At 61.0% G+C, this 12,845-nt stretch carries 12 protein-coding genes; 8 read left to right on the forward strand and 4 right to left on the reverse strand.

The window, feature by feature from the left end:
• Positions 1-119: 119 nt before the first annotated feature.
• The 3 genes from ACM1ZW_RS12475 to ACM1ZW_RS12485 all read right to left on the reverse strand — a co-directional run bounded on the left by ACM1ZW_RS12475 (position 120) and on the right by ACM1ZW_RS12485 (position 3,024).
• A complete protein-coding gene (locus ACM1ZW_RS12475; RefSeq protein WP_008024653.1) occupies positions 120-464 on the reverse strand; it encodes a cupin domain-containing protein in 345 nt (114 codons plus the stop codon).
• A gap of 167 nt (positions 465-631) precedes the next feature.
• Positions 632-2,035 (reverse strand): amino acid permease, encoded by a 1,404-nt coding sequence (locus ACM1ZW_RS12480; protein ID WP_416740631.1) that lies wholly within the window; start codon positions 2,033-2,035, stop codon positions 632-634.
• A gap of 104 nt (positions 2,036-2,139) precedes the next feature.
• Positions 2,140-3,024 (reverse strand): LysR substrate-binding domain-containing protein, encoded by an 885-nt coding sequence (locus ACM1ZW_RS12485; RefSeq protein WP_416740632.1) that lies wholly within the window; start codon positions 3,022-3,024, stop codon positions 2,140-2,142.
• Between the two features lie 222 nt (positions 3,025-3,246).
• Here ACM1ZW_RS12485 and ACM1ZW_RS12490 point away from each other — a divergent pair, with 222 nt between their 5' ends.
• On the forward strand, positions 3,247-4,011 hold the full coding sequence (locus tag ACM1ZW_RS12490) for a sulfite exporter TauE/SafE family protein (RefSeq protein WP_017336417.1): 765 nt from the start codon (positions 3,247-3,249) through the stop codon (positions 4,009-4,011).
• Here ACM1ZW_RS12490 and ACM1ZW_RS12495 read toward each other — a convergent pair.
• Entirely contained in the window at positions 4,001-4,315 is a 315-nt protein-coding gene (locus ACM1ZW_RS12495) for a putative quinol monooxygenase (protein WP_017336418.1), read from the reverse strand. The genes ACM1ZW_RS12490 and ACM1ZW_RS12495 overlap by 11 nt on opposite strands.
• Before the next feature lie 162 nt (positions 4,316-4,477).
• Here ACM1ZW_RS12495 and ACM1ZW_RS12500 point away from each other — a divergent pair, with 162 nt between their 5' ends.
• From ACM1ZW_RS12500 to ACM1ZW_RS12530, 7 genes are all read left to right on the forward strand, one after another.
• Positions 4,478-5,068 (forward strand): NAD(P)H-dependent oxidoreductase, encoded by a 591-nt coding sequence (locus ACM1ZW_RS12500; RefSeq protein WP_017336419.1) that lies wholly within the window; start codon positions 4,478-4,480, stop codon positions 5,066-5,068.
• Positions 5,069-5,308: 240 nt separating this feature from the next.
• Positions 5,309-6,220 carry a LysR family transcriptional regulator gene (locus ACM1ZW_RS12505; RefSeq protein ID WP_084323566.1) on the forward strand — a complete coding sequence of 304 codons (912 nt, stop codon included), beginning with the start codon at positions 5,309-5,311 and terminating at the stop codon, positions 6,218-6,220.
• Positions 6,221-6,323: 103 nt separating this feature from the next.
• Positions 6,324-7,217 carry an NAD-dependent epimerase/dehydratase family protein gene (locus tag ACM1ZW_RS12510; protein ID WP_416740633.1) on the forward strand — a complete coding sequence of 298 codons (894 nt, stop codon included), beginning with the start codon at positions 6,324-6,326 and terminating at the stop codon, positions 7,215-7,217.
• A 202-nt stretch (positions 7,218-7,419) separates the two neighbouring features.
• Positions 7,420-8,865, forward strand: a complete 1,446-nt coding sequence (locus ACM1ZW_RS12515) for a SulP family inorganic anion transporter (RefSeq protein WP_416740634.1) — start codon at positions 7,420-7,422, stop codon at positions 8,863-8,865.
• A 185-nt stretch (positions 8,866-9,050) separates the two neighbouring features.
• A complete protein-coding gene (locus ACM1ZW_RS12520) occupies positions 9,051-10,400 on the forward strand; it encodes a gluconate:H+ symporter (RefSeq protein ID WP_052909684.1) in 1,350 nt (449 codons plus the stop codon).
• A gap of 15 nt (positions 10,401-10,415) precedes the next feature.
• Positions 10,416-11,276, forward strand: coding sequence for a MurR/RpiR family transcriptional regulator (locus tag ACM1ZW_RS12525; RefSeq protein WP_414879324.1), 861 nt, complete (start codon positions 10,416-10,418; stop codon positions 11,274-11,276).
• A gap of 1 nt (position 11,277) precedes the next feature.
• Positions 11,278-12,735, forward strand: a complete 1,458-nt coding sequence (locus ACM1ZW_RS12530; protein ID WP_416740635.1) for an N-acyl-D-amino-acid deacylase family protein — start codon at positions 11,278-11,280, stop codon at positions 12,733-12,735.
• The last annotated feature ends 110 nt before the right edge of the window (positions 12,736-12,845 follow it).

Genomic DNA, 12,845 nt, shown 5'->3' on the forward strand with positions numbered 1-12,845 from the left:
GGCTGACTGTACGACGGCTTCGCCGCCGAGCGGGAGCAAGCTCCCTCGCCACAGGTACTGCATGTACGCATCGACATTTACCGGGAAATCACGTCGGGTGATCTCCCGGTTTTTTTGCATCAGGCAAACACGAAATACTTGCGCACGGTTTCAACCACTTCCCACGTGCCTTTCATGCCCGGCTCGATGACGAAAATATCACCGGCACGCAGATGGATCGGCTCCTTTCCTTCCGGGGTGATGATGCAGTAGCCCTCGCGGAAATCGCAGTATTCCCACTTCACGTATTCCACGTACCACTTGCCCGGCGTGCAGATCCAGGTGCCCATGATCTTGCTGCCGTCTTCGCTGGTGTAGGCATTGAGGTTGACGGTGTGCGGGTCGCCTTCGAGTTTTTCCCATTTGCAGGCGTCGAGGACCGGCAGGGGATGGGTGTCGCGAAGAACGGTAATCGGTGCGGACATGATGACTCCGAGCGTGAGGGATAACTGAAGTCGCACCGTATAGGGCTTGTTGCGGCATCAGTTGTCTGTGCTCGACATCGGGGTGTCCAGAAACGCTCGTTCATGAGCGCGTCCCATAAAAAACGCCCCGGTATTCATCGAATGCCGGGGCGTTTTTTTATCAGTGTTTATTGCGCCACTGGCAGGTTTCGATGCCGGGCCATGCGCAACCGGTAGCATCCGTAGATGACCAATACCCACACCGGCATGGCGTACACCGAGGCGCGCACCGGTGGAATCATCCAGATGACGCAGATGATCACGGCCATGAACGCCAGGCACAGGTAATTGGTGTAGGGCGACCAGAATGCCTTGAAGCCTGGCACGATGCCGCGCAGAACCATGGCCTTGCGAAACTTCAGGTGCGTGAGGCTGATCAGCGCCCAGTTGATCATCAGCGAGGCGACCACCAGGGCAAACAGCATCTCAAGCGCTTCATGCGGAGCGACGTAGTTGACCACCACGGCCAACATCGTGATCAGCGCCGATACGCCCAGCGCCAGTAACGGAACGCCTTGCTTGTTCAGCTTCATCAACACCTTGGGTGCATCGCCTTGTTCGGCCAGGCCATAGAGCATGCGGCTGTTGCAGTAGACGCCGCTGTTGTAGACCGAGAGCGCGGCGGTGAGTACCACGAAGTTGAGGATTTGCGCGGCGGTGTCGCTACCGATCAAGGCAAAAATCTGCACGAACGGACTGCCGCTGTAGGCGTCGCCCGAAGCGCCCAGTGTTTGTAGCAGTTGGTCCCACGGATACAGCGACAACAACACGGTGAGTGCGCCGACGTAGAAGATCAACACCCGATACACCACCTGGTTGATGGCCTTGGGAATGACCTTTCTTGGCTCGCTGGCTTCAGCGGCGGTGATGCCGACCAGTTCCAGGCCGCCGAAGGAGAACATGATGAACGCCATCGCCATCAGCAGACCGGTCGTGCCGTTGGGGAAGAAACCGCCGTGACTCCACAGGTTGCTCACCGATGCTTGCGGGCCGCCGGTGCCGCTGAACAGCATGTAGCAGCCGAGGAGGATCATGCCGATGATGGCCACGACCTTGATGATCGCGAACCAGAATTCCATCTCGCCGAAGACTTTGACGTTCAAGGTGTTGATCAGGTTGACCAGCACGAAGAATACCGCCGCGCTGACCCAGGTCGGCACCTCCGGCCACCAGAACTGCACGTACTTGCCGACGGCTGTCAGCTCGGCCATGCCCACCAGCACATACAGCACCCAGTAGTTCCAGCCGGACAGGAAACCGGCAAAGCCGCCCCAGTAATTGTGAGCGAAGTGGCTGAACGAGCCGGCCACCGGTTCTTCAACAATCATCTCGCCCAGTTGGCGCATGATCAGGAACGCAATGAAACCGGCAATCGCGTAGCCGAGGATCATCGACGGTCCGGCGGACTTGAGCACTCCGGCAGAGCCCAGGAACAGCCCCGTACCAATGGCGCCGCCCAATGCGATCAGTTGAATGTGTCGATTTTTCAACCCCCGCTTGAGCGTTGCCGGTTGCAATATTTCATCCGCCATCTGGTTCCCTTTTTGGTTGTTGTGGCCAGGCCTGATTTGAAGGGGCAGATATTACTCTGCGCGGCCTTCGTCATATAGGTGCCAGTTGGGCCAAACACCGGTTTTCAAGGCGCGCGCAACGCGTCGAGCAAGGCTCTGGCATAACCGGGCAGGCCAGTGAATGAACGTGCGCACAACAACAGTTTGCGCTGTGCCCAGTCTTCCTTCAGGGCGAAGCTCTTGAGCGGTTGATCGACGGCCCGGCGCTGGATCGCTGCCAGCGGCACAATCGCCAGCCCGGCGCCGCGAGCGACCATGCGCATCACACCGTCGAAACCTTCCGCACGGATGCGGATTTGCAGGCGCATCCCCGCGTGCAGCGCCTGTTCTTCGAGGTACACCGCCAGTGCACTGTTGGCGCTCAGGCCAACGTAATCGTGATGCAGGGTGTCGCTGAAGTTTGGTGTCGCGCCGTTCGCCAGGGGATGGTCGGGCGGCATGATCAGCACCAGCGGATCATCGCGAAAGGGCAGGGTCTCGAGGGCGTGGGTGTCCACGGCGTCGGAGACGATGCCAAGGTCTGCAGCGCCCTGGCGCAGGGCGTGAGTGATACGGGCGCTGGGCAACTCTTGCAGGTCAATGTCGAGGTTGGGATGACGGCACAGAAAGTCTGCCAGCACTTCCGGCAGGTGCTCGGTGATCGCTGTGGTGTTGCACAGTAAACGCACCTGACCTTTGACGCCTTTGGCGTATTCAGCCAGGTCCTGTTGCATGCGGTCAGCGTGTTGCAGCAGCAGTCGGGCGTGTTGCGCCAGGGCTTTTCCGGCAGGCGTGGGGGTTACGCCGCGACGACCGCGTTCGAGGAAATCGATGCCTAGCGATGACTCCATGGCGCGGATTCGTGCGCTTGCCGCCGCCAGGGATAAATGGCTGCGAGCGGCGCCGGCGGTGATGTTGCCGGTGTCGAGGATGTTCAGGTAGAGACGCAGGTCGGTCAGGTCGAAGTGCATTACAGCAACCTCAGAATATGTGTTGTCTGGACGGACGCCATCGCGAGCAGGCTCGCTCCCACATTTGTCCGCGTCAGACCGGACGACGCGTTTAACTGTGGGAGCGAGCCTGCTCGCGATGGCGTCAGTGGAAGCAATGAATTTTAAGCCTCTGAAAAAACAAGAGGCACCCTCAGTGTATGGCAGATTTTCACGCAGCCATTCCGGGCTCAGGATAAGCCCATGAATACACTCTCTGCGTTTTATCAAAACCTCGGCCTGGCCCTTTCCCTGCTGGTCATTGCGACCTTCCTGCTGGCCGGCATGATCAAGGGGGTCATCGGTCTCGGCCTGCCGACCATCGCCATGGGGCTGCTCGGTCTGGCTATGGCGCCGTCGCAGGCTGCGGCGTTGCTGATCATTCCCGCGACCCTGACCAACGTCTGGCAACTGGCATTCGGCGGGCATTTGCGTGGGCTGGTCAAACGGCTGTGGCCGATGCTGCTGGCGATCTTCATCGGTACCGGCGCCGGTACGTTGTGGATCGGCATGGCCGGCGGTCATTGGGTGGTGCGAGGCCTGGGCGCGGCGTTGCTGCTCTACGCGCTGAGCGGGTTGTTCCTGCCGACCTTGCGCATCGGCAACCAGGCCGAACGCTGGTCAGGGCCGCTGTGCGGCGTGCTGACCGGCGTCATCACCTCGGCTACCGGCGTCTTCGTGATTCCGGCGGTGCCGTACCTGCAAGCACTGGGTTTGAGCAAGGATGAACTGGTGCAGGCGCTGGGCCTGTCGTTCACGGTGTCGACCCTCGCACTCGCCGCTGGCCTGTTGTGGCGTGGGGCGTTGGGCAGTGGCGAGCTGAGCGCGTCATTGCTGGCACTGATCCCGGCCGTGCTGGGCATGTTGCTGGGCCAGTGGCTACGGCAGCGGATCAGCGCCCCCTTGTTCAAGCGCGTGTTTTTCATTGGCCTCGGTGTACTTGGCGGCCACTTGCTGGTCAGCGGGTAGCGGACGACGGGCTGAGCATCTCGATGGCGCGGATCTCGAAATCCCGCTCCAGGTATTCCTCGCGTTGCTCAAGGAACTGCTTCATGTGCGGCAGGTTCGAGTGCACGTCGAGGTGGGCCTGGGATTGCCAGATCTCGAAGAAGATAAACAGCGTCGGGTCCTGTTTGTCGCGCAGCATGTGGTACTCGATGCAGCCGGGCTCGGCGCGGCTCGCTTCTACATAGCCACGGAAGAACGCTTCGAAGGCGTCGGATTTTTCCGGGCGGGTCTTGGCGTGCAGGATGAAGCCTTGCATTTCACTCATCAAAAATCTCCTCAAGTTCAGAATCGGCGCAAGTTTATGGCAACAATCGCCTGTTGATTCGTGCGTATGGGTCAAATTAGTTTTGTGAATTCAGGGCTTATTCCGCGCGAGGCGGGCCATTAACCTGCCGCCATCCAATTTCTGACCCTTCCGAGATTTCCCATGAAAAAAGTCCTGTTGCTCAATGGCGGCAAAAAGTTTGCTCACTCCGACGGCCGCTACAACGCCACCCTGCATGAAGCCGCGTTGAGCGTGCTGGATCGCGGCGGCGTTGACGTGAAGGCCACGTTCATCGACGAGGGTTACGACGTCGCCGAAGAAGTCGCCAAATTCCTCTGGGCAGACGTGATCATTTATCAGATGCCCGGCTGGTGGATGGGCGCGCCGTGGACGGTGAAGAAGTACATCGACGAAGTTTTCACCGAGGGCCACGGCAGCCTCTACGCCAGCGACGGTCGCACCCGTTCCGACGCCTCGCAAAAGTACGGCAGCGGCGGTCTGGTGCAGGGCAAGCAATACATGTTGTCGCTGACCTGGAACGCGCCGCAGCAAGCCTTCGACGACCCGACCGACTTCTTCGAAGCCAAGGGCGTGGACGCGGTGTACTTCCCGTTCCACAAGGCCAACGAGTTCATCGGCATGACCGGTTTGCCAACGTTCCTGTGCGTTGACGTGATGAAGCGCCCGAACATCGAAGCCGACGTGGCGCGTTATGAACAGCATTTGAAAGAGGTGTTTGGCCTCAAGGCTTAAGGCTCGGCTACTATCGATACCTGTAGCAGGCACTGAACTGTGACGAGGGCTTTTTTGTGGCGAGGGAGCTTGCTCTCGCTGGTGCGCGAAGCGGACCCCAAATCAGCGAACGCGGTGAATCAGGCGGACCCTGCAGGCTGATTCACGACGGCGCCGCCGCCGAGCGGGAGCAAGCTCCCTCGCCACATCAGGCTTCTTTTGCACAGTGAATTTGCGCCGGACTATCGATAAGGGACACATGTGAAAGCCAGATCCGATGAGTTGCAGATTTTCGTCTGCGTGATTGAGTGCGGTTCGATTTCGGCTGCGGCCGAGCAGGTCGGGCAAACGCCTTCGGCGGTCAGTCGCACGCTGTCGCGGCTGGAGGCCAAGCTCGACACCACACTGATCAACCGCACCACGCGACGCATGGACCTGACCGAGGAAGGGAAGTATTTCTTCGAGCACGCCAAGCTGATTCTCGATCAGATGGACGAACTCGAAGAGCGCCTCAACTCACGCCAGCAAACCCCGTCCGGGCGTCTGCGGATCAACGCCGCCTCGCCGTTCATGCTGCACGCCATCGTGCCGTACATCGATGAGTTCCGCCGGCTCTACCCGGACATTCAGCTGGAGCTCAACAGCAACGACCTGATCATCGACCTGCTCGAACAGAGTACCGACATCGCCATCCGCATCGGCACCCTGGCCGACTCGACCCTGCACGCCCGTTCGCTGGGTTGCAGCCCGCTGCACATCGTCGCCAGCCCGGCCTACCTTGAGCAACATGGCACTCCGATGGTGGTCGAGGACCTGACGGGGCACGCGCTGCTGGGCTTTACGAATAACGAAGGGCTCAACCAATGGCCGTTGCGTTATGTGCATGGCGATCGCTGGCCGATTCAAGCGTCGATCAGCGCGTCCAGCGGTGAGACGATCAGGCACCTGGCGCTGGAAGGCCAGGGCATTGCCAGCCTCTCGCATTTCATGACCATCGACGACATCCGCGCCGGGCGCCTGAAGGTGCTGCTGGCGGATTTCAACAGCGGCTATCGCCAACCGATCAACGCGGTGTACTACCGCAACTCGCAACTGGCCTTGCGGATTCAATGCTTCCTGGACTTCATCCAGGGCAAATTGGCGGTCTACGCGAACTCGGATTTCAAGGGCTGATTCGTGATCCCTGCGCAAGAGTGAATTGGGTCAACGGGGATTTTTCGTCCGCGATGACTACTTGATACTCGTTGCATCACTTATTCACGCAGGGAGTTTCTCCATGAACGTATTCGTTACCGGCGCTGCCGGTTTTATCGGCGGCTCCATCGCCACGGGTCTGGTCCGCGCGGGCCACACAGTTACCGGCCTGGTGCGCAGCACCGAACAGGCCAATGAATTGCGCGCTTTGGGCATCACCCCGGTCATCGGTACTCTTGACGACAGCGCACTGCTGGCTGAACAGGCCCACGCTGCCGACGCCGTGATCAACGCCGCCAGCAGCGATCATCGCGGCGCGGTGGAAGCGTTGCTCAATGCCTTGCGCGGTTCCAACAAAGTGTTCCTGCACACCAGCGGTTCGAGCATCGTCGGCGATGCGTCGGGCGGTAAATCCAGCGACGTCATCTATGACGAAGACAGCTTGCCGGAGCCGACCGTCGACAAGGCTGCACGCGTGGCCATCGACAACCTGATCCTCGCCGCAGCGAAAGACGGCGTGAACTCGGCCGTGATCTGCAACACCCTGATCTACGGCCACAGCCTGGGCGTCAAGCGTGACAGCGTGCAGCTGCCGCGCCTGCTGAAACAGGCGCGCAAAAGTGGCGTGGTTCGTCATGTCGGCACGGGCCAGAACATCTGGTCCAACGTGCACATCGAAGACGTTGTTTCCCTGTACCTGCTGGCGCTGACCAAAAACGTACCGGGCACGTTCTACTTCGTTGAAAGCGGTGAAGCGTCGTTCATCGACATGACCACGGCGATTGCCGAAGCGTTGAAGCTGGGTGAGCCACAAGACTGGCCACTGAAGGATGCCGAGGCCGAGTGGGGTTATGAAATGGCCAACTATGGTTTGGGTTCCAACAGCCGTGTGCGCGGCAAGCATGCGCGGGAACTGCTGGGTTGGGCGCCGCAGCGGACGTCTGTGGTTGAGTGGATTCGGGACGAGATGGTTTGAGTTCGCTGTAGACCGAGTCATCGTTCATTGCGGGCAAGCCACGCTCCGCCAGGATTTGCGTCGTTCACACATTGGGTGAACGACGCAAATCCTGTGGGAGCGTGGCTTGCCCGCGATTGCTTTTTCAGCCGCACGGCAACTGGCCGGGCCAGGCTCAATTCCGTAACATCCGCCCCCTCTATCCCTGCTGTGTCCTGTTCCCATGAAAGCAAAACGTCTGCGCGCCGATCTCCTGGCCGGGCTCACCACCTCATTTGCCCTGCTTCCCGAATGCATCGCCTTCGCGCTGGTCGCCCACCTCAACCCGCTGATGGGGCTTTATGGAGCGTTCATCATTTGCACCCTGACTGCGCTGTTCGGCGGCCGGCCGGGCATGGTGTCGGGCGCGGCCGGTTCGATGGCCGTAGTGATCGTCGCGTTGGTGGTGCAGCACGGTGTGCAATATTTACTCGCGACGGTGTTGCTGGGTGGCCTGATCATGCTGGCGTTCGGGTTGCTGAAACTCGGCAAGCTGGTACGCATGGTGCCGCACCCGGTGATGCTCGGCTTCGTCAACGGCCTGGCGATCATCATTGCGTTGGCGCAACTCGAACACTTCAAGAGCGGTGACGCCTGGCTCAGCGGCACGCCGTTGTATGTGATGACGGGGCTGGTGGCGCTGACGATGGCGATTGTCTATCTGCTGCCGCGTCTGACGCGTGCGGTGCCACCGGCATTGGTGGCGATTCTTGGCGTGGGGCTGGCGGTTTATCTGCTCGGCCTGCCGACCCGCACGCTCGGCGACATGGCACACATCGCCGGCGGCTTGCCGACGTTTGCCTGGCCGGACATTCCATGGACGCTGGACACCCTGCGCATCATCGCGCCTTACGCGATCCTGATGGCGCTGGTCGGTCTGCTGGAAACCCTGCTGACCCTGAACCTCACCGATGAAATCACCGAAAGCCGTGGCTTTCCGGATCGCGAGTGCGTGGCGCTGGGCGCGGCCAACATGGTGTCCGGTGTGTTTGGCGGCATGGGTGGCTGCGCGATGATCGGCCAGACCGTGATCAACCTCAGTTCCGGAGGTCGTGGCCGGCTGTCCGGCGTGGTGGCCGGTGTGCTGATTCTGCTGTTCATCCTGTTTTTATCACCCTTGATCGAGCGCATCCCGCTGGCGGCACTGGTCGGGGTGATGTTCGTGGTGTCGCAGCAAACCTTCGCCTGGGCTTCGCTGCGGGTCGTGAACAAGGTGCCGTTGAATGACGTGCTGGTGATCGTCGCGGTGACGGTCATTACCGTGTTCACCGATCTGGCCACCGCCGTGCTGTGCGGGATCATCATTGCCGCGCTCAACTTCGCCTGGCAGCAGGCTCGCGAACTGTATGCCGACAGTCACCTCGAAGCTGACGGCAGCAAGCTTTACTTGCTGCATGGCACGCTGTTCTTCGCCTCGACGACGCCTTTTCTCAATCAGTTCGACCCGGCCAATGACCCGTCCGTGGTGACGATCGACTGCCGTCACCTGAGCTTCGTCGATTACTCAGCCATCGCGGCGCTCAAGACCCTGCGCGAACGCTACGCCAAGGCCGGCAAGCACCTGCGCGTGCTGCACTTGTCCGAGCGTTGCAAGAAGTTGCTCAAGCGTGCGCGGGTGAGTCACGACTGAGTAACATCGGGCAGGCGCGATGAAAATCCGCCTGCCCGATTTTCATATCCGCCGACCTCGCATGCCTCTGCGCGACAACCCTTACCCCTCCACGAAAATTACTTTCACCTCGTTTGAGTTTCACGCTTCGAAATGTTTTAAGCGTTTCACAAAACTTTCGACGTGACCCTTTCGAGGAGTACCGCATGACCCTGTCCTTCGGCTATTGGCTGCTGGTGTATGCCGCCATCGCCATCATTGCCCTGATCGTTCTGATCGCCCGTTACCGGCTTAATCCCTTCATCGTCATCACCCTGGTGTCCATCGGCCTCGCGCTGCTGGCCGGCATGCCGCCGTCCGGGGTGGTCGGTGCGTACGAGGCCGGCGTCGGCAAGACCCTGGGGCATATCGCGCTGGTGGTGGCGCTGGGCACGATGCTCGGCAAGATGATGGCCGAGTCCGGCGGTGCCGAGCAGGTGGCGCGGACCTTGATCGATCGTTTCGGCGAGAAGAACGCACACTGGGCGATGGTCTGCATCGCGTTCCTGGTCGGGCTGCCGTTGTTCTTCGAGGTCGGTTTTGTGTTGCTGGTACCGATCGCCTTTACCGTGGCGCGCCGCGTCGGGGTGTCGATCCTGATGGTCGGTTTGCCGATGGTCGCCGGGCTCTCGGTGGTGCATGCCCTGGTGCCGCCGCACCCGGCGGCGATGCTGGCGGTGCAGGTGTATGGGGCGTCGGTCGGGCAGACTTTGATGTACGCGATTCTGATCGGCATTCCGACCGCGATCATCGCCGGTCCGCTGTACGCCAGGTTCATCGTGCCGCGCATTCAATTGCCGGCGGAAAACCCGCTGGAGCGGCAGTTCCTCGAACGCGAACCACGCGACAGCCTGCCGGGTTTCGGCATCACCATGGCGACCATTCTGCTGCCGGTGGTGCTGATGCTGATCGGCGGCTGGGCCAACCTGATTTCCACGCCGGGTAGCGGCTTCAACCAGTTTCTGCTGTTCATCGGCAACTCGGTAATCGCCTTGCTGCTGGCGACCTTGCTGAGCTTCTGGACCCTCGGCATCGCCCAGGGCTTCAACCGCGAATCGATCCTCAAGTTCACCAACGAATGCCTAGCGCCGACCGCCAGCATCACCCTGCTGGTCGGCGCTGGCGGCGGGTTGAACCGGATTCTGGTGGACGCCGGGGTGACCGATCAGATCGTCAGCCTGGCCCATGAATTTCACCTGTCGCCGCTGCTGATGGGCTGGCTGTTCGCCGCGCTGATGCGCATTGCCACTGGCTCTGCCACCGTGGCCATGACCACCGCCTCGGGCATCGTCGCGCCGGTGGCCATTGGGCTGGGCTATCCGCATCCGGAGTTGCTGGTGCTGGCGACGGGCGCGGGGTCGGTGATCTTTTCCCACGTCAACGACGGCGGCTTCTGGTTGATCAAGGAATACTTCAACATGAGCGTCGCCCAGACCTTCAAGACCTGGACCGTGCTGGAGACCATCATTTCCGTGGTCGCCTTTGCGTTGACCGTAGGTCTTTCTTACCTGATTTAACCGGAGCCGCCTGCCATGGACATCCTCTATCAGATCCGCGCCCGTCAGGATTCCTTCAGCGCCGGCGAAGGACGCATCGCCCGGCTGATGCTCGACGACGTAGGGTTTGCCTCTGCCGCCAGCCTCGATGAGCTGGCGCTGAAAGCGGAAGTCAGCACCGCCACGCTGTCGCGTTTCGCCCGCACCGTGGGTTGCCGCGACTTGCGGGACTTGCGCCTGCAACTGGCTCAGGCCAGCGGCGTCGGCAGCCGTTTTCTCGACCCGGCGGGTACGCCCGATCAGTCGGCGTTCTACGGGCAGATCGTCGGCGATATCGAGTCCACTTTGCGCCAGCATCTGGCGGCGTTCGACGAGTCGCGTTTTGCTGATGCAGTCAAACTGCTGGGCAAGGCGCGGATGATTCATGCGTTCGGCATGGGCGGTTGCTCGACCTTGTGCAGCGATGAACTGCAGGTGCGGCTGGTGCGGTTCGGTTACCCGATTTCGGCGTGCCACGACCCGGTGATGATGCGTGTCACTGCCGCCAGCCTGGGCGCGGAACACGCGGTTATTGTGTGTTCGCTGACCGGCATCACTCCAGAATTGCTCGAAGCCGTCGCGCTGGCGCGCAACTACGGCGCACGGATTGTCGCCATCACCCGGGCCGACTCGCCGCTGGCGCAATTGGCCGATGTGCTGCTGCCGCTGCAGGGCGTCGAAACCTCGTTCATCTACAAACCCACGGCGGCGCGCTACGGCATGCTGCTGGCCATCGACGTGCTTGCCACCGAACTGGCGCTGGCCAATCCTGAAGACAATCAAGAGCGTCTGCGGCGGATCAAACTTGCCCTGGACGATTACCGCGGCGGCGACGATCACTTGCCGCTGGGAGACTGACATGAAGTACGACACGCTGATTCGCAACGCTCTGATCATCGACGGCAGCAACGCCCCCGGTTACCCCGCCGACCTGGCGATTCTGAATGGCCGCATCGAGCGCATCGGCGACTTGCACGACGCCACAGCCACTGAAGAAATCGACGCGGCAGGGAGGGTGCTGGCGCCAGGTTTCATCGATGTGCACACCCACGACGACACGGTGGTGATCCGCCAGCCGCAGATGCTGCCCAAGCTCAGCCAGGGCGTGACCACCGTCATTGTGGGCAACTGCGGGATCAGCGCTTCGCCGGTAAGTTTGAAAGGTGATCCACCCGACCCGATGAACTTGCTCGGTACCTCGGCGGCCTTCGTTTATCCGACCTTCCGCGACTACCGCACGGCGGTCGAGGCGGCGAACACCACGTTGAACGTCGCCGCACTGGTGGGCCACACCGCGTTGCGCAGCAATCACCTCGACGACCTGTTCCGCACCGCCACGCCGGATGAAATCAGCGCGATGCGTGAGCAACTGCGTGAAAGCCTTGAAGCGGGCGCTTTGGGCTTATCCACAGGCCTGGCTTACGCCAGCGCCTTCTCGGCCTCCACCGATGAAGTGATGCAACTGACCGAAGAACTGACCGCGTTCGGTGCGGTGTACACCTCCCATTTACGCAGCGAATTCGAGCCGGTGCTGGAAGCCATGGACGAGGCGTTCAAGATCGGTCGCCATGCGAAGTCACCGGTGATCATTTCCCACCTCAAATGTGCCGGCGCCGGTAACTGGGGGCGGAGTCCTCAGCTGTTGGCGTCGCTTGAAGCGGCCGCGAAAACCCACCCGGTGGGCTGCGATTGTTATCCCTACGCGGCGAGCTCTTCGACCCTGGACCTCAAGCAAGTCACCGACGCCCATCGCATCACTATTACCTGGTCCACACCACACCCGGAATTGGGCGGTCGCGACCTGCTGGACATTGCTGCGGAATGGAGCGTGCCATTGCTCGAAGCTGCTCGCCGACTGCAACCGGCCGGCGCGGTGTATTACGGAATGGACGAGAACGATGTGCGAAGAATCCTCGCGCATCCGCTGTCGATGGTCGGCTCTGACGGACTGCCGGAAGACCCGTTTCCGCATCCGCGGCTGTGGGGCGCATTCCCGCGGGTGCTCGGACATTTCAGTCGCGATGTCGGGCTGTTTCCGCTGTACACGGCGGTGCACAAAATGACCGGATTGTCCGCGGCGCGATTCGGCTTGAAACAGCGCGGCGAAATCCGTGAAGGGCATTGGGCGGACCTGGTGTTGTTCAATCCTGCAACCATTCGCGATGTCGCCGATTTCAGTGACCCGCAACGCGCGGCAGAAGGCATCGACGGCGTGTGGGTCAACGGTGTGTTGAGTTACAGTGAAGGGCAGGCAAACGGCAGAAGGGAAGGGCGGTTTCTGGCGCGGGAAGGGGATTTGCGTGACGGGTTTCAGTAAGCATTTCGAGTGCTGCGTCACAGTGGTGGCACATTGCGATTAAAGAAAGCCCTCGCCAAGCCGAAGCGCTGACACTAGCCCGGCTACACTCTGGGCCTTTCCAGTCTGGG

Origin of the sequence: Pseudomonas sp. NFX71 (assembly GCF_048079215.1) — a bacterium.
Taxonomy (GTDB): Bacteria; Pseudomonadota; Gammaproteobacteria; order Pseudomonadales; family Pseudomonadaceae; genus Aquipseudomonas; species Aquipseudomonas fluorescens_B.